Consider the following 16,708-nt stretch of genomic DNA (forward strand, 5'->3'; position numbering starts at 1 on the left):
GTAGAAAAGAGGCTGGCTCGCGCCTAGCCCCCCTGGGTAGCGCGGATAAGCAGAATGCGGTCGTGGGGCTGCACGGCGTGGGTGGCCCAGTCGGCGCGGGGCACCACCGTGTCATTGATGGCCACGGCAAGGCCGCGCGTTTGAGCCTGACCTAGGGCCGCCAGCAAGTCGGCGAGCGGCTGGTTTTCAGCGGCTTCGTGAGTTGAATTGTTTACGTAGCAGACCATGCAACTAGGAATTAGTTGGGACATAGGAAGCCGTAAGCAATAGGCGGTGCCGGCCACGGCGTGCCCCACAAGGCAGCCGCGTAGCGGACCAGTACTTTTCCCTTCGCCAGCATTACCTGGTTCAGGTTCGGAGGGTATCGTCTCAGCCTTGCCGTAGCAAAGCACCCCTAAAGTTTACGGGGCGAAGGTAGGCGGAGAAAACTGTGTGTTGGCTGAATCGAGCCACTTTTGCCGAAATTTTATTGCCAAAATCCGCATGGTGGCTGCTTTGACTTAGTAGACAATAAGCCGCGGTTGTGCAAAATCAGTCCAACAGGCATCCATTGAGTAAGATGCTTAACAATGCAATTATGCAATACTCGGTAATTTGGCTGATGTGCTTACTTTTTTTGGTTAATAGCTATTCAGCTTCAGCCCAATCGAACACAACGCAGCTTATCTGTTATTTCGAACCGTTGCCGGAACTGGTATAAAATGGCAAGCAGCTAAATGTTGTTGAGGCTATTCAAAAGCGCCTTGTTTACCCATCTCAGGCTGTGAGGGAGCGAGCAGAAGGTAGGGTGTTTATTAAATTCACTATTGCCATAACTGGCTTAATCCAGGATGCAGAGGTCATTAAAGGATTTCGGCCTGACTGTGATGCCACTGCCTTGCAAGCGGTACAGAAGTTGCCGAAATTCAGACCAGTTAGTCGCGCAGGAAAGCCCGTTGCAAGCAGCCTTACGATGCCAGTTAAGTTCACTTTGCCTATTACTCCGCCTAAAATAGCGAAATAGCTAATCGTCCTATTCTCAGTCGGAACCCAACGCCTTGGCTATTTGTATCTTTGTACTATGTTACTCGAACTCGAATTAGCCCCCGCCAAGCGCGATATCCGCAAAGTTTCTCCCGACGACCTCAAGGCGTTTATGGTAGAACACGGCGAAAAGCCTTTCCGCGCCAAGCAAGTGACGGAGTGGCTGTGGAAGAACACAGCCGGCTCGTTCGAGGAAATGAATAACATCTCGCTGAGCACCCGTGAGTTGCTGGCCAAGCACTTCGTCATTAATGGCGTGGCCGTGCAAAATCAGCAGCTCTCGAACGACGGCACTATCAAGTCGGCTTTCCGCCTGCACGATGGCAATATTGTGGAGGGCGTGCTCATCCCGCACGACACGCGCATGACGGCTTGCATCTCGTCGCAGGTGGGCTGCTCGCTCACGTGTAAGTTTTGCGCTACCGGCTATATGGACCGTAAGCGCAACCTCGACGCGGCTGAGATATACGACCAGGTAGTGCGCATCCGGGAGCAGTGCGAGGCTCAATACGGCACGCCGCTCACTAACATCGTGTACATGGGTATGGGTGAGCCACTGCTCAACTACGCCAACGTGGTAGAAAGTGTGCGCCGCATCACGGCGCCCGACGGCCTCAATATGGCACCTAGGCGCATCACTATCAGCACTGCTGGCATCGCCAAGATGATAAAGAAGCTGGCTGATGATGATGTAAAAGCCAACCTCGCCCTGAGCCTGCACGCCCCCAACGACGCAAAGCGCAACGAGATTATGCCCATCAATGAGGCTAACTCACTGGCTGCCCTCAAAGAGGCGTTGCAGTATTACCACCAGAAAACAGGCCGCAAAGTCACCTACGAATACATTGTATTCGAGAACTTTAACGATGGCCTCGAAGACGCTGCTGAATTGCATGCCATTGCCAAGTGGCTGCCCTGCAAGGTGAACCTCATCGAGTATAACCCCATCGAGAACGCGGCTTATCAGAACGCCGAAGCCGACAAAATCACGGCCTTCCACAAGTACCTCGCCGACCGCGGCGTGCAAACTAACATCCGCCGCAGCCGGGGTAAGGACATCGACGCCGCCTGCGGCCAACTCGCTAATAAGGAGAAGGCCGAGGCAGCGTAGCAAAGGTGGCCAGACCGTTATTTCACATGGTCGGCCCCTAGCAGCAAAATGTACGAGGCACAATCCTTTTGTGCCAGCATGAGAATGCCCATTTTTTCGCCAATCTCTTTCATGCGTGCTTGGTCGGCTAGCTGGGCGGTGCTGTAGTAGCGTAGCAGTTGCGGGCGGCCAGTTGTGAATTCTTTTTTCATTAGGTTCACCAGCAGTTCGTTCCGTTGCGCGGGTGTTAGCTTGGCTATCGGAGTTTTGGCATCAGCTAGAGCGAGTCGCGCGCACAAGTGCGTGGCTAGCGGCTGTAAGGCTTTCTTTTCGGGCTCACTGAAGGCAGGCTGCTTGGCCGCTATAGCTTGCTGGGCCTGCTCGGTTTGGCTCAGGCGCGTGAGCAGAGGTAGAGAGGCCGGACAGGTTTTGCTTAGCGATACCACTACATCGCGGCCCAGTAGCTGGCCCACCTGCTGCGGCTGCAGGTTTTGTTGGGCGCCTTTTGCCATCATGGCCAGCACCGCCACGCTGTCGTGCTGCATTACTTCGGTAAATAATTGCTGCGTCAGCTGCATGGCCTGGTCGGTCGTGAGGTCAGCAAATTTGGTCGTGTGGTCGTTGCTAAGCTTGGTGCATAGCTCTTGGCTAAGCTGGCGCACCAGGCGAGCGTGGCCGGCGATGGTATCGGCTGGCGCGCCGCTCGGGCGTGGGGCCGCCTTGGTAGCGTTTGAGATGCCCAAAAGCCCTAGGCCGCAAAAAAGTAATAGGTGTTTCATCTTGCTAAGGTAGCGCGAGATAGTATCCTTATGGGCTCGCCTAGGATGTCAGTTAGTGGAGCTTTCTTCTCAAATGAGACGCCTTTTTTAGGGCAAGTTTGTCGTGTGTAGTCTAGCGCAGCTTGACTTTGCCGAAGCGAAAGGCGACATCTAGGTAGGCTGGATATACACCGCTGTCATTTCGCACAGAGTAGTACAGCAGGCCTAGGCTAGCGTTGAAGCGGGGCGAGGTGTAGCGCAAGCCACCTAGGCCAGCCACGCCCCCAGTAGAGCCAAAATCAGCCAGGTACGTTTCGTTGACCAGCGAAAACAGCCGCGATAACCGCACATTGGCTCCAACAACCCCCACCGGTGAGCCGCCAATACCGTCGCTGCCGAAGCCGTAGCCCAACCCGAACGTGATATTAGTATCGGCTGTGCCGTAGGTGGCTAGGCCATAGCCAGCACCACCACTAACACCGCTATCAAAGCTCGTGACGAAGCCGTAGAGTACGCCCGCTCCTACGTGAAATTTGTCGCTGATTGGCACGCTTACCTTCGGTGTTACGGCCACGAAGGGCACGCCAACGAAGGGAATAATTGGCACGAGCACGCCCACCGAGATATTGTCGGTGATGCCATAATTGACGCCCGTCAGGAAGATGTTAATGACTTGGGCTTCACCCTCGCCTTGGTGCAGATTGCGGGCCGTGGGGGCAAGGAACATGCGTGTACCATTGCCTATGTAGTTGAAGCCTCGCCGCACTTGCTCGGGCGTGAGCGACGACAACTGCCGCAGGTTAGTGCGCTGCAGCGTAACAATGCCTAGCTCCTTGGTTTCGAAGGTTAGCGATTGCTCGCTAGTGGCCCGCAGCGTGCCAGTAAAAATGGTGCCACCAGCAGTTTCTACACTATACACTTGGCCCACCACCTCGTGGCGGCCGGTAACATTAGTTTCAGGCAACTCGGACGTGCGGACTCCGTTGGGCACGGGCGGCGCAATAGTAGGCACCTGTGGGGCCCCTGGTAGCGCGGGCTGCTGCGCCCAAGCCGAACTAGCCATTAGTAGCCCCCCGAACAGTAACAGTAAGCGCATAGCGATAGAGTGCCGCTGAATAACTCGGCTGCCGCAAAGATGCGCTTATCAACTAGCTTAGTTGCAAGCCTAAAGCACTTTGTTTCTGACTTTTACTTGTGTCGCTTTAGCAGAAAAACTATGACTTAGCTTTTAGTAAAAGTGCTGATTTATAATAATTTGATTTGCACGCAGCAGGAGTTACGCTTAGGCTTTAGACACTTAGGCCCGCCAGCGTCCAGTAGCTTGGGGACGGCCGGTAGCAATGGCCTCCTCGGTTTCGGCGGGCGGAATCTCCATCATTTTGACTCGCACGGCGTGGGCTTTAGGCTGCACGCGTTGGCCAAAGGCGTCGGCAAACTCCTGGGTGAACTCGGCTCCGAAGAAGATGATGAGCGACGAGTAGTTAATCCAGACCAGCAATACAATGGCCGAGCCCGCCGCCCCAAATGCCGACCCCGGGTTGGACTTTGAGATGTAAAAAGCAATTAAATACTTACCTAGGATGAAAAGCGAAGCCGTAATGAAGGCGCCAATGCCCACATCGCGCCAACGAATAATGGCATCGGGCAAGAACTTGTAGATGAGGGCAAATAGCAACGTTGTAACTACCAGCGACAAGCTGAAATCGACGAGCCGAATGGCAACGAGCCCCGCCTCCGGAATGTGCCGCTGCAGCCAGCCCGTAAAAACGCTAAGCACGGCGCTCACCACAAAGGAGGTAAGCAGCAACAGCGCTACGCTGAGAATGAGCCCAAACGAGAGCAGCCGTTGCTTCACGTACTGCCACACGCCGATACCCTGAGTTTTTACTTGCAGGTTCCAGATGTCATTGATGCTTTCTTGCAGCGTGACAAAAAAGGTGGTGGCCGCAAAAATTAACGTGCCTAGGCCGATGGCCGTAGCAAGCCCAGACTTTTGCTGCAGCGTGAATTTGGCGATGCTTTCTTGCAGAAAGGCGGCGGCATCGGCGCCCACCAACCCTTTGAGCTGGCCATAAATTTGGCCGGTCAATGCCTCGCCGCCATATACAGCACTGGCCGACGTGATGACAATGAGCAGCAGCGGCGGCAGCGAAAAAATGGTGTAGTACGAAAGCGCCGCGGCGTGCCGGAAGGAGTTGTTGGTGCCAAACTCGCCAGCCGACGATTTGAGCGTAGCGAAGATGTCAGAAAGCTTATAGTGGGCCATAGTGCGGAAGCAGAAAAAGCATAGCAAGAAGTGAGTGCTGGGCCGGCCCGCGCCGCGGCTAACACGCCCAGTACCACAAGCCCTAGCCCGCCCAGGGCCCTAGTAGATACGGCTTCGGCAACTTTTTGCCCGAAAAATGCACGAAAAAATAACTTAGGCTGGCTGTAGCGTCCAGCTTAACGTTTGGATGGTAGCTTGGTGCAGCGCGGCCGCCAGCTCGGCATCGTCGCGAAATTGTAGCTGGTGCAATTCTTGAGATTCTACGCTCACCACTAGCTCATTAGGAGCGAAAGGCCAGGGCGATACGACCACTGGGGTGCCCGGCCCGGCAGGCTGCCGCACCAGGTGCGGTGTGCGGTGCCCGGTGCCCAGGGGGTCGGGGTAAATTTCAACGGCGCGGCCCATCTCAGGTAGCTCTTGGCGGCACAAGATGAGCGAGAGGCGGTCGCACCAGTGCAGCAAGTCGTAGGCCTGGCGCACCTGCGTTTTGGTGAGGCGCAGCTCTTTGGTCCAGCGCGCTTGGCTGGCCCGCAACTCGTCTAGAAAAGCAGTGGTTTGGGCCTCGCTGCCGCGCAGCGGCTCATATAAAGTGCTTAGGTGCAGGCTGGTGAGCAAGCTGCGCCAGCGCCCCTGAAAGCGCGCAGCATGCAGTACGCCCGTGGCCTGCTCCAGCGAAAAGGCCACCTGCGTAAAATTGGCCGGGGCGCCGGCAGGCGTGAGGCCGTGGTGGCCGCCGCGCCCGTGCCAGGGCGCTTGCTCGTCATCGTGCTGCGCGGTGGCGGCCAGCAGGCCCACCCAGCGGTCGGCGGGTAAGAAGGGCGGCCAGGTCCAGGCCAGCTGCATAGCAAGTAGGGCGTGGGCTTGCTGGTAGATTATTTGCCAGCCAGTGGGGGTAGGGTTTACTATCATCTTGGAGAAGGGCCGAGGCAATCAGCCTAGGTAGGCAAAGTGGCTGGGTCTACGTACAAGACGGCCTTTGCGCCACCACTCCTGGGCCGGCAACTCGCTCCGGCCAGTAGCTTTGCGGCCCTTACCCCTTTGGCATGACCCAAGACATCCAGCAAATCATCGACAATCCGCTGGCGGCCCTGGCCCTCGTGGGCAACCTCGTTATTATTGAAAGCCTGCTCTCGGTCGACAATGCGGCTGTGCTAGCCACAATGGTCGGCGACCTCGCGCCCGAGCAGCGCAAGAAGGCTCTGCGCTACGGCATCTTTGGCGCGTACCTGTTTCGGGGGCTGTGCATTCTATTCGCCTCGTACCTCATCGAGTTCTGGTTTTTGAAGCCCCTAGGGGGTCTTTACCTGCTCTATTTGGTGTGGGACCACTTCCGGGCGGGCCCGCCGCACGGAGAGGAGCACGTGGAGAAATCGAAGAGCTGGATTTACCGCCGTACCCTAGGGCTGTTTGGGAAGTTTTGGGCCACTGTGGCGCTCATCGAGCTCATGGACTTGGCTTTTTCCATCGACAACGTGTTTGCCGTGGTAGCCTTCACCAATAACCTCATTATCATTTGCGTAGGGGTATTTATTGGCATTTTAGCCATGAGGCTGGTGGCGCAGGCCTTTGTGCTGCTCATGGGTAAGTACCCGTTTCTCGAAACGGCGGCCTTCGTTATTATTGGTATCCTGGGGCTCAAGCTAGTGCTGTCATTGTTCGAGCATTATCTGCCTACGCATCCGTTTTCGATGTTTCTCACGAGCGAGACCGCTGATGTGGGCCTGACGGTGCTCACCGTGGCCGTATTTGGGGTGCCGCTGCTCACGTCGCGCTTCCTAGGGTGGCCGCAGCGGCTGGGTGGTAGCTAGCGCTAGGCCGTAGCTAGTGTAAGTGCGCAATGCTGCTTGATGAAGGGATGTACTTCTTGAATGTGGTCGAGACCTTGCTGCTGTAGGCCAGCGTAAGTCACCTTCGATACTTCGCGCTCGCCCGCCAGCAAATGCTAGCGAGCAGCCGGCCAGTCGTGTGTGCTACATGTTACCAGCGCTGCTCAGCCAATGCCCATCTTGGTGCACCAGCACAGTCAGCCCAAATACAACTGCTACCAGCAGGAGCGGCAGCAGGATGCCAGCATGATAGGGCAGCTGCTTGGCAGCAGTAGTTAGCCTCTGACTGAAGCTCTACTACGAGAGAGCTAGCACGCCGAGTTCGTGACGAAGAAGCATCCATGATTCAGCGCTACGCAGCTAAAGAATAAAAGCGAAAATCAAGACTTTTTGAATGCCTTAGGGTATTTCTTGCTCTCAATTAAAACGAAAAAAGCTCCGGCTTACACCGGAGCTTTAAACTGATGCTGTGCACCGCTGCAATACTAAGCAGGCACTAGCTCGCGCAAGTGCGCTAGCATGTCGTGCGTCATCTTGCCTAGGTCATACTCAGGCGCCCAGCTCCAATCTTGCCGCGCCGCTGCGTCGTCGATGCTAGCGGGCCACGAGTTGGCGATAGCCTGGCGACCATCGGGCTTGTACGTAATTTGAAAATCAGGAATTTCTTGCTGGATGCTGGCCGCAATTTCGGCCGGCGAGAAGCTCATGGCACCTAGGTTGTAGCTAGTGCGCACCTTGATGCGGTCGGCCGGCGCGTGCATCAGGTCAAGCGTAGCCTTGAGCGCATCGGGCATGTACATCATGGGCAGGTACGTATTCTCCTGAAGGAAGCACTCGAAGCTTTCGCCCGCTACGGCTTTGTGGTAGATGTCCACAGCATAATCGGTGGTGCCGCCGCCGGGCAGGCTCTTGTAGCCAATGAGGCCGGGATAGCGCAGGCTGCGCACATCGAGGCCGTGGTGGCGGTGGTACCACTCGCACCACTGCTCGCCGGCCAGCTTGCTGATGCCGTACACCGTGTTGGGGTTCATGATGGTGACCTGCGGCGTGTGCTCGCGGGGGGTGTCGGGCCCAAACACCGCGATGGAGCTTGGCCAGTACACCTGCGGCACCTGGTACTGCACGGCCACGTTCAGCACGTTCAGCAAGCCGTCCATATTGAGCTTCCAAGCAAACGCTGGGTCTTTTTCGGCCGTGGCCGACAGCAGGGCGGCTAGGTTGTAAATCTGCACCGGGCGATACTGCTGCACCAAGGCTTCGAGGCGGGCCTTATCGAGCACATCGAGCAGCTCAAACGGGCCGCCAGCCAGTGCCTCGGGGTTTTTGGGGGCGCGCACGTCGGCCGCAATAACAGCCTCGGGCGCGTAGCGCTGGCGCAGGGCCGCCGTAAGCTCTAGCCCAAGCTGGCCGCAGGCGCCAATGACGAGCACAGTGCCCGGTGTTCGAGGGGTAACAGGTTCGCTAGGCGAGATTTGCATAAACGATTAAACTGGTGGTGGGAGGGGTGGGAGAGGCGTATCGCAAAGATACGGCCAGGGGCAGGCAAGGGGATTGCGGCCGGGCAACACAGGCAGGCATTAGCGGTATATTTAGGCCCCATGATTATACGCTTGCTGCTAATGCTCAGTTCATTGTCTTTGCTAGGTGCTTCTCGCGCTACCCACGCGCAGGCTCTTGTCTCGCCCTACCGCAACCTGATAATGAAGGGTGGGGGCATTCGGGGTATTGCCTACGGCGGCGCGTTGCAAGAATTAGAAAAGCAGGGCGTGCTAGCGCACATCACGCGGGTGGGCGGCACCTCGGCGGGGGCCATTCAGGCGGCGCTGCTGGCGGTGGGCTACTCGCCCGAGGCCATTATCGACATCATCAACCGCACGCCCGTGCAGCGGCTCAACGATGGGCAGTTCATTTTCATTGGGGGCGGCAGCCGGCTGCTGCGCCAGTACGGCTGGTACCGCGGCGACCAACTCACCAAATACATCTGCGAACTGGTGGGCCGCCAGACCCAGCGCCCCAACCTAACCCTAGGTGAGCTGCACCAACTGGCCCTAGCCCAGCCCGGCCACTACCGCGACCTCTACACCACTGGCACCAACCTCACGCTGCAGCGCACCCAGGTATTTGGCTACGAAACCCACCCCACCATGCGCGTGGCCGATGCCGTGCGCATCAGCATGAGCATCCCGCTGTACTTCCGCGCCGTGCTGCTCGATGCGGAGGATAAAGTTATTCAGGGCAAGCCTAAAGCTGGCCAGCCTACGCAGGTGCTGGTCGATGGCGGCTTGCTGGCCAATTATCCACTGCACATTTTCGACCAGCCCCAATACCTACCCGCTGGCCTGCCGCCCGGCACTACCGCCAACCCCGAGACCCTAGGGCTGCGCCTCGACCGCGCCGAGCAAATAGCCCTCGATACGCTGCCTACCGGCCGCCAGGCTCTGGCCCCGTATGACATTCACGATTTTTCGTCTTACATCGGCGCGCTCTACACCATTAGTCTCGAAAATCTTAATCCCGCGCTGCCCAGCGATTGGCCGCGCACTATCAGTATCAATACCATGGGCTTCCGGCCGAAAGTGAAGCGTATTTCGGCCGAGCAAAAAGAGCAGCTGGTAGCCAGCGGCCGGGCTGGCGTGCAGGCGTTTTTCGGGAAGAGGAATTGAATAAGAAATAGATTGTTATGGTGAGCACAACGAATCAGTCGCTTTAAAACGAGCCATCGCAATCGAGACTGGCGTACTAGCTTCGTCCACTCATTCTCGCGCTGGTGCGATTGCTTAGCTACGCCGACCTTTGGTTCGCTGCGCTCTCAATAGCAGACGCCCCACCATCCAATCTATCTCACCTCCCATGTACGGAACCCTTCAAGCCGACCTTCAGCAGACGCTGCAAGAAATAAAAGACGCCGGCCTTTACAAAAAGGAGCGCGTGATTACCTCGCCCCAGGGCGCCGAAATTCAGACCAACGAAGCGGGCGACGTGCTCAACTTCTGCGCCAATAACTACTTAGGTCTCAGCTCGCACCCCGAGGTGCTGAAAGCGGCCAAAGAAACTATTGACTCGCACGGCTACGGCATGTCGTCGGTGCGCTTTATCTGCGGCACCCAAGATATTCACAAGCAGCTTGAAGCCAAGCTGGCCGAGTTCCTAGGTACTGAGGATACTATTCTCTACGCCGCAGCCTTCGACGCCAACGGTGGTGTGTTTGAGCCGTTGTTTGACGAGCGCGACGCCATTATTTCCGACGCTCTCAACCACGCCAGCATCATCGATGGGGTGCGCCTGTGCAAGGCCAAGCGCTACCGCTACACCCACAACGACATGGCCGACCTAGAGAAGCAGCTCCAGGACGCTGTGAACGCTGGGATGCGCCACCGTATCATCGTCACCGACGGGTCGTTTTCGATGGATGGTACTATTGCGCAGCTCGACAAAATCTGTGACCTCGCCGACCAGTACGACGCCCTCGTGATGATAGACGAGTGCCACTCAATGGGCTTCTTGGGCAAAACCGGCCGCGGTACCCATGAGTACCGCAACGTGCTGGGCCGCGTCGACATCATCACGGGCACCCTCGGCAAGGCCCTAGGGGGCGCCATGGGCGGCTTCACGAGTGGGCGCAAGGAGATTATCGAAATTCTACGCCAGCGCTCGCGGCCCTACCTGTTTTCTAACACCTTGGCCCCGGCTATCGTGGGTGCTAGCCTGCGCGTGCTGGAGCTGCTGACCGAAAGCACCGCCCTGCGCGACCAACTCGAAATCAACACCAAGTATTTCCGCGAGCAGATGACGGCCGCTGGCTTCGACATTACGCCCGGCGAGCACCCCATTGTGCCCGTTATGCTCTACGATGCCAAGCTGGCCCAGGAATTTGCCGCTAAAATGCTCGATGAGGGCATCTATGTGGTGGGCTTCTACTACCCCGTGGTGCCGCAGGGCAAGGCCCGCATTCGGGTGCAGCTCAGCGCCGCCCATACCCGCGAGCACCTCGACAAGGCCATTGCCGCCTTCAAGAAAGTAGGCCGCGAGCTGGGTACGCTCAAGGACAAGGCCGCGGAGGCTGATGCCCCTAAAGGACCGCAGGTAGTAGAAAACACTCCCTAGGTGCAGGCTAAGAAGAAAGACTAAAGCAGAGAGTCGGCTCTTTAGTGGCTGGCCCTCTGCTGGCTGTCTAGTTTCGCAGAACGGCCCTGGATGCCGGACACTGGACCTTTATCAAAATAGTTTGGATTTTCCCAACGAACCTTGCCCACTAGCAGTATCAGTACCACAAGGGGTTGCCTCAAAAGATACTAGCGCCCAGACACCATGAACCGTATCTTTTTAGTTGATGACCACGCCATTGTGCGCGATGGGATTCGGGCGCTACTGGCGCAAGAGCCCGGCCTGGAGGTGGTAGGCGAAGCCAGCAATGGCCAAGAACTACTTGACCAGCTGCCTACCACGCCCGCCAATGTTGTGCTGCTCGATATTAATATGCCCGTGCTTGATGGCCTAGCTACTACGCAGCGCCTGCATGCTGAGTACCCCGATATAAAAATTCTGGTGCTCTCGATGCTCAACCACGAGCGCTACATCGGGCAGCTTTTTGGCGCTGGGGCACACGGTTACATCTTGAAAAGCGCCGATAAGGGCGAAATCCTGATTGCCATCCAGACGGTAGCCAACGGTAAGCAGTTCTTATGCAGCGACCTAGGCCTAGCCATGCTGCACAAAGTACTGGCAAAAGAAGAGCATAACGAACCCAGCGAACCCACCGAGTTTAAGAAAACGGGCCAGCTAACGCGGCGTGAAACCGAAATTCTGCGCTTGCTGGCCGAGGGTCTGACGACCAGCGAAATGGCCGAAAAGCTGTTTACTAGCAAGCGTACCATCGAAACGCACCGCCAAAATATTCTGGAGAAGACGCAAACCAAAAACACGGCAGCTCTTATCAAGCTGGCCATGACGCAGGGATTGCTAGATTAGCTGTGTAATAGGATTATTCCGCTTTCAAAGCATTTCGGGCGCTTAGCTCCGCAGTCGTAACTACGACTGCGGAGCTAGGCGCCCGAAATGCTTTGGAGAGGATAGCCGCCCGGTGAGTAAGGCTGTAATTGAACCAACGTATCTACCAATTTATCAAGAAGCTGTATTAATTGTGCAAAATTGTGTAGTGCTCTTGCCCAAGAATAGGGTATAGTACGTAGGTAAATTCACTTATTTATAAATGAAGTACAACCAAACAACTTAAATTAAGTATTAACTGTGCCCAATATAGGACGGAAGCCGGGTACATTTGCATCGTACTACTCCACCTCGTTAGTAGCCATGGCCGATACTTTCTTGCTCCTCGTCTTTCCGATGAGAACGCTGACCATCCACCTAGGAGGACACCGCGACTGCATGGGGCTGAGCTTGCGAGGAGGATGCACGTCGCCCGCCGATGCTGCTCACTTAGAGCAAGCTATCAACCAGCTACTAGTGCGGGCCGTGCCGCAGGCCTGGATTGATTGCCGGGGACTACACTCACTGAGTTGGCTGGGCCAGCAGGCGCTGCTGCAAGCTGATAGCAAGGCGCGCGCTAGCAGCACGCAGCTCTACTGGTGCGGGCTGTCTAAAAGCCTGCTTAATGAGCTGAAAGATAGTGGGGTGAGTGCACAGCTGACACTGTGTTCTGCGGCCGATTTTCAGGGGCCACAGTTTTTGCTGGCTAGCGCTACCGCCTAGGGCACGCCGCGGCACGCCTACCTTCGCGGCCCCAAATTGTAGCCCGCCTGCCTATGTCGCGCCTCGTCCGCACCCCCGAAACCCAGCATCGCGTTCATTTCCAAGACTGCGACATGCTGGGCCATCTCAACAACGCCCGTTACGTCGATTACTTTCTCAATGCCCGCGAAGACCACGTAGCCGAGCACTACGCCTTGAACATGGGTGAGTTGGCCCGGGCTCAGCAGGCGGCCTGGGTTATTACCAAGCACCACCTCAGCTACCTCAAGCCGGCGCGGCAGGGCGTCATGGTGCGCATCCTGTCTCAGCTTATTCACTTCGACAATTCTAACCTGGTATTGGAGATGCAGATGCGCTCGGCCGATGGCCAGCGGCTGCTGGCATTGCTGTGGTCTGAGATGGCTTTTGTGCAGCTGCCTGCTGGCACCCGCCTCGACCACGCCGATGCCCTTATGGACATGCTAGAAGAGGTTGACGTGCCCCACATCGACTACGACCCCGATGGCTTCGACGAGCGCGTGAAAGCTGTGCGCCAAGAGCTGAAGAAGCTGCGCCGCCCCACTAGCGAGGCTAGCTAAGCCTTCTCAATCAACTGCGCCATCAGGGCATCAAACACTAGTAGGAAGCCGCCTTGCAGCCAGATGGAACGGCCATAACCCAGCAGCCGCACCGGAGTTATAGGCTGCAAGGCGGGCCGGGCAGCACGGGCCACCAGCCACCAGCCCAGCAGCAAATACCCTAGGTCGAGCACGGCATTCACTTGGAATATCATGACCACGTGCTGCTGGTCAAAAGTCGCATCGAGGGCCGTGAAGCCTGCGGGCGGTGCGCCGGGGTGCGTGCGCAAGATGCCCACCGCAGCCAGCACCGCGTTAATGAAGCCCCAGCAGCAGTTCATGAAATGAAAGTGGTGGGGCATTTCGCGCCGGTCGGTGCGCGGCAGCTGGTAGCCGCTAACGATAAGATTGGCCAGTGCCCACACGCCCAGCACGCCCAAGCCCCGGCCCAGTAGTAGCTCGCGAGCCTGGTAGGCCGCCAGCCAGCCCGCCGCAGGAACCACCGACGTTAGAAGTACAGTGCTTATCATGGCTACAAAGAAACTGCTGAAAGCTACCTGCCCAGTCCCACTGCCCCCTACCGAGGCGGCTCCGGCCAAAAAATAACCACCTAGGCGTGCACAAACCCCGCCGCCGCCGTACTTTCGCGGCCCCAACAACTCTATTCTGGGGAATTAGCTCAGTTGGTTAGAGCGCTACCTTGACATGGTAGAGGTCGCCGGTTCGAATCCGGCATTGCCCACTAGTAATGCCCTTTGGCTTCGTGCCGAAGGGCATTTTGCATTTGGAAATGACCTAGGCAGCTTACCGAAAGCTACCCGACTGGCACTTGGCGCGGTGTTGCCGCGCGCCGCGCTGGCGAAGGGCCATACGAAGTGACCCAAGCCGGATAATACCGAAACAACAGCCAACTGCCCAGCCCCAGCACCAAGGAGCTAACTCCGAGGGTGCTCCACCAGAAGTAGACTGCCGGCAAGAGACGATACGTGCTTTCGACTACAAAGGCAGCATACAGGCCCGTGATGGAGGCGCCCATGCCTATATAGTGCCAGCGCAGCCATGCCTGCCCTGCCGGGCGCCCCACGGCCGCCCCTACCCCCAGCAAGAGCGCGCCGGCACTGCCAACGGCACCCCAGTGCACAATGCCAAACCGCCCGAATAGCGTGTAAATACGGAATGCCGTCAGCAGCAGCACGCACATGCTGCCCACGTAAGCCCAGCCTAAGTAGCGGTGCCTGGTAGTGGCTTTAGGAAGGCAGAGGGCGGCAGTGCCAGTGCCCAGTGCCACTAGTGCCGCCAGCAAGTGCAGCATACTAACCGGCGAGTGAAGCAAAGAGGGCATAGCCCACTGTACCCTCTAGCTCAGCGGCGGGTTACTCCTTCCGGCTCTTGTTTCAACGCACAAATTAGTGTCTTACTAGCAGAACCTGAACAGTAAATAATAAATCACTTCACTGTGGCAGCTTATCTGCGCAAGAAGTTGTGTGTTGATAAATAGACTGGTGTAAGTACGAAATGTTAAGCCTTGAAAATGGTGATTGGCTTAGCTCAGAAGCTAAAAAAAAGCACCCAGTTTCTATCAAGAAACTGGGTGCTTTTACTCAAAGAAAAACCTGGGCTTGCAGGTTGCTTTACATTTTAGTCTTCATTTTGCCTTTTCCCGACGACATAGAATTTTTTTGCTTTTTGCTGTTTGTTGCGCGCTTGTCTTTAGAATCTAAAGGAGTGTTGTCAATAGCGTCGGGGGCGCCAGTGGCCGGAATATCGCGCGTAGCATTAGCAGCACTGTTAGGGTTCAGGGCCGGTGCGGCGCTGCTAGGCGTAAGGGTGGCCGGGCTTTTTTGAGCACCCTGCACTGGGGTAGTTTGGGCCAGGGCGGCGCTAGTACTGAATAGGGCAGCGGCTACGAGAAGATGCGTGAGTTTCATAGGAAGTAATAAAAAGAGAACAAAAACTTTTCTGAAGCTTGTACCCTAAAATCTATCCTAGGGTTGTGGACATGCAGCCGCGTTAGGTATAGTGGTATACCCTTGGGGCTTAGGCATAGGAAATGGTAGCAGGGGCGCTCAATGCTTCTGGCTATAATAAGCTGAACACCTGATTGTCGACTATCATAACGGTAGCGATAGGTTGGCTGCACCTTACCTAGGCTCAGCTTGATGGCTCAGCCATTGCCCGCCCCAAACTTTTTTATGGCTTGATAGCGGCTTGGTCAGTTACTTTGGCAGCCGGCGGCTACTTTATGGTGGCTGCGCTTGTTGAAGGGGTAGCTCGGTCAGTAACCCTGGAAAACGCTGCCCGTTTGTCTTTTCACCCTAGTTTTCTTTCTTTCATATGAACCCCTTAGTCGACATCCGCCGCCTGGACCAGAGCCTTTGGCTCGATTTTATTAGCCGCAAAGTGCTCACCAATGGCGAGTTGAAGCGCCGCATCGACGAAGACGCGCTGCGGGGCGTTACTTCTAACCCCGCCATTTTTGAGAAGGCCATCGGCGGCTCGGCCGACTACGACGACACGATTAAAGAGCAAGCCCGGCAGGGCAAATCGGCCGAAGAAATCTACGTAGGCCTGGCCGTAGCCGACGTGCAAGCCGCCTGCGACCTGTTTCGCACCCTTTACGATAGCCACGACAACTCTAGCGACGGCTATGTGAGCCTAGAAGTGTCGCCCAAGCTGGCCCACGACACTGAGGGTACCATCGCCGAAGCGCGCCAGCTGTGGAAAGACGTGGCCCGGCCCAACGTGATGATTAAAATTCCGGCTACGCTCGAAGGCCTACCCGCCATTCGCCAAGCTATTTCGGAAGGCATCAACGTTAACGTCACCCTCATTTTTGGCCTTGACCGCTATAAAGCGGTGGCCGAAGCCTTTATCTCGGGCCTAGAAGACCGCGCCAAGGCCGGGCAGTCGCTAGAGCGTATCGACTCGGTAGCTAGCTTCTTCCTGTCGCGTATCGACGTGCTGATTGACCCGCAGCTAGAGAAAATCGCGGCTGAAGGTGGTGAGAAAGGCCAGCTAGCCGAGTCACTGGTGGGCGAGGTGGCCCTGGCTAGCGCCAAGCAGGCCTATCAGCTGTACAAAGAGATTTTTGCTAGCCCGCGCTGGCAGGCCTTGGCCGACAAAGGTGCTAATACGCAGCGCCTGTTGTGGGCTAGCACGGGCAACAAAAACCCGAAATACGACGACCTGAAGTACGTTGAAAACCTCATCGGTCCGAAAACGGTGAACACCATTCCGGTCGAAACGATGGACATCTTCAAGGAAAAAGGCAAGCCCGCCGACCGCCTCGAGCAGGGCCTCGAACTAGCCCAGGCTGTACTGCGCGACCTGCCCAAAGTAGGCATCGACCTCGACGCTAGCACCCAGCAGCTAGAAACAGAGGGCGTGCAGAAATTCATCGAGCCCTTCGGCAAGCTGATTGACTCGGTCGAAAAGAAGCGCCAGCAGGCTGTGGAAGGTGCGGAAGCGCTAAAGTAAAA

The 16,708-nt window shown here is 56.7% G+C and carries 19 protein-coding genes, 1 tRNA gene and 1 riboswitch; of the genes, 11 read left to right on the forward strand and 9 right to left on the reverse strand.

The annotated features are described in order from the left end of the window. Positions 1-23: 23 nt before the first annotated feature. Positions 24-251 (reverse strand): sulfur carrier protein ThiS, encoded by a 228-nt coding sequence (gene thiS, locus FNT36_RS11645; protein ID WP_233635855.1) that lies wholly within the window; start codon positions 249-251, stop codon positions 24-26. Positions 252-308: 57 nt separating this feature from the next. Then, a riboswitch (TPP riboswitch) is annotated at positions 309-406 on the reverse strand. A gap of 324 nt (positions 407-730) precedes the next feature. Between thiS and FNT36_RS25965 the strand changes: the two genes are divergently transcribed. Then, positions 731-1,003 (forward strand): energy transducer TonB, encoded by a 273-nt coding sequence (locus FNT36_RS25965; RefSeq protein ID WP_144849224.1) that lies wholly within the window; start codon positions 731-733, stop codon positions 1,001-1,003. A gap of 57 nt (positions 1,004-1,060) precedes the next feature. Beyond that, positions 1,061-2,134, forward strand: a complete 1,074-nt coding sequence (gene rlmN, locus FNT36_RS11655) for a 23S rRNA (adenine(2503)-C(2))-methyltransferase RlmN (RefSeq protein WP_144847759.1) — start codon at positions 1,061-1,063, stop codon at positions 2,132-2,134. Between the two features lie 17 nt (positions 2,135-2,151). On the opposite strand, the gene FNT36_RS11660 is transcribed toward rlmN, so the two are convergent. The 4 genes from FNT36_RS11660 to FNT36_RS11675 all read right to left on the reverse strand — a co-directional run bounded on the left by FNT36_RS11660 (position 2,152) and on the right by FNT36_RS11675 (position 6,067). Beyond that, on the reverse strand, positions 2,152-2,892 hold the full coding sequence (locus tag FNT36_RS11660; RefSeq protein ID WP_144847761.1) for a hypothetical protein: 741 nt from the start codon (positions 2,890-2,892) through the stop codon (positions 2,152-2,154). A 112-nt stretch (positions 2,893-3,004) separates the two neighbouring features. Further along, positions 3,005-3,967 carry a hypothetical protein gene (locus tag FNT36_RS11665; RefSeq protein WP_144847763.1) on the reverse strand — a complete coding sequence of 321 codons (963 nt, stop codon included), beginning with the start codon at positions 3,965-3,967 and terminating at the stop codon, positions 3,005-3,007. 201 nt (positions 3,968-4,168) lie between these two features. Then, positions 4,169-5,137, reverse strand: a complete 969-nt coding sequence (locus tag FNT36_RS11670; protein ID WP_144847766.1) for a YihY/virulence factor BrkB family protein — start codon at positions 5,135-5,137, stop codon at positions 4,169-4,171. Positions 5,138-5,290: 153 nt separating this feature from the next. Further along, entirely contained in the window at positions 5,291-6,067 is a 777-nt protein-coding gene (locus FNT36_RS11675; protein ID WP_233635856.1) for a DUF3891 family protein, read from the reverse strand. A gap of 113 nt (positions 6,068-6,180) precedes the next feature. Between FNT36_RS11675 and FNT36_RS11680 the strand changes: the two genes are divergently transcribed. Together FNT36_RS11680 and FNT36_RS25445 are read left to right on the forward strand one after the other, a co-directional pair. Next, the gene (locus FNT36_RS11680; protein WP_144847770.1) at positions 6,181-6,945 is read left to right on the forward strand and encodes a DUF475 domain-containing protein; all 765 of its coding nucleotides are present in this window, start codon (positions 6,181-6,183) and stop codon (positions 6,943-6,945) included. Positions 6,946-7,104: 159 nt separating this feature from the next. Then, positions 7,105-7,242, forward strand: a complete 138-nt coding sequence (locus FNT36_RS25445; protein ID WP_233635857.1) for a hypothetical protein — start codon at positions 7,105-7,107, stop codon at positions 7,240-7,242. 206 nt (positions 7,243-7,448) lie between these two features. On the opposite strand, the gene FNT36_RS11685 is transcribed toward FNT36_RS25445, so the two are convergent. Then, a complete protein-coding gene (locus FNT36_RS11685; RefSeq protein WP_144847772.1) occupies positions 7,449-8,441 on the reverse strand; it encodes an NAD-dependent epimerase/dehydratase family protein in 993 nt (330 codons plus the stop codon). 120 nt (positions 8,442-8,561) lie between these two features. Here FNT36_RS11685 and FNT36_RS11690 point away from each other — a divergent pair, with 120 nt between their 5' ends. The 5 genes from FNT36_RS11690 (at position 8,562) to FNT36_RS11710 (ending at position 13,250) form a co-directional block, all read left to right on the forward strand. Beyond that, positions 8,562-9,626 (forward strand): patatin-like phospholipase family protein, encoded by a 1,065-nt coding sequence (locus FNT36_RS11690; protein ID WP_144847774.1) that lies wholly within the window; start codon positions 8,562-8,564, stop codon positions 9,624-9,626. Positions 9,627-9,813: 187 nt separating this feature from the next. Next, complete coding sequence (gene kbl, locus FNT36_RS11695; RefSeq protein WP_144847777.1) at positions 9,814-11,067, forward strand: glycine C-acetyltransferase; 1,254 nt, start codon at positions 9,814-9,816, stop codon at positions 11,065-11,067. Positions 11,068-11,271: 204 nt separating this feature from the next. After that, positions 11,272-11,931: a response regulator gene (locus FNT36_RS11700; protein WP_144847779.1), complete on the forward strand. Its 660-nt coding sequence runs from the start codon at positions 11,272-11,274 to the stop codon at positions 11,929-11,931. 342 nt (positions 11,932-12,273) lie between these two features. Continuing rightward, complete coding sequence (locus FNT36_RS11705; RefSeq protein ID WP_144847781.1) at positions 12,274-12,672, forward strand: hypothetical protein; 399 nt, start codon at positions 12,274-12,276, stop codon at positions 12,670-12,672. A gap of 53 nt (positions 12,673-12,725) precedes the next feature. Beyond that, complete coding sequence (locus tag FNT36_RS11710; RefSeq protein WP_144847783.1) at positions 12,726-13,250, forward strand: acyl-CoA thioesterase; 525 nt, start codon at positions 12,726-12,728, stop codon at positions 13,248-13,250. Here FNT36_RS11710 and FNT36_RS11715 read toward each other — a convergent pair. Then, positions 13,247-13,759: a DUF6992 family protein gene (locus FNT36_RS11715; RefSeq protein WP_144847785.1), complete on the reverse strand. Its 513-nt coding sequence runs from the start codon at positions 13,757-13,759 to the stop codon at positions 13,247-13,249. The genes FNT36_RS11710 and FNT36_RS11715 overlap by 4 nt on opposite strands. A 138-nt stretch (positions 13,760-13,897) precedes the next feature. On the opposite strand from FNT36_RS11715, the gene FNT36_RS11720 reads away from it, so the two are divergent. Then, positions 13,898-13,971 (forward strand) — tRNA-Val (locus FNT36_RS11720). A 72-nt stretch (positions 13,972-14,043) separates the two neighbouring features. Here FNT36_RS11720 and FNT36_RS11725 read toward each other — a convergent pair. Together FNT36_RS11725 and FNT36_RS11730 are read right to left on the reverse strand one after the other, a co-directional pair. Continuing rightward, positions 14,044-14,541, reverse strand: coding sequence for a DUF2306 domain-containing protein (locus tag FNT36_RS11725; protein WP_233635858.1), 498 nt, complete (start codon positions 14,539-14,541; stop codon positions 14,044-14,046). A 319-nt stretch (positions 14,542-14,860) separates the two neighbouring features. Further along, the gene (locus FNT36_RS11730) at positions 14,861-15,157 is read right to left on the reverse strand and encodes a hypothetical protein (protein ID WP_144847789.1); all 297 of its coding nucleotides are present in this window, start codon (positions 15,155-15,157) and stop codon (positions 14,861-14,863) included. A 406-nt stretch (positions 15,158-15,563) separates the two neighbouring features. Between FNT36_RS11730 and tal the strand changes: the two genes are divergently transcribed. Then, a complete protein-coding gene (gene tal, locus FNT36_RS11735; protein ID WP_144847791.1) occupies positions 15,564-16,706 on the forward strand; it encodes a transaldolase in 1,143 nt (380 codons plus the stop codon). Positions 16,707-16,708: the final 2 nt, after the last annotated feature.

This window comes from Hymenobacter setariae (genome assembly GCF_007713685.1).
Lineage (GTDB): Bacteria > Bacteroidota > Bacteroidia > Cytophagales > Hymenobacteraceae > Hymenobacter > Hymenobacter setariae.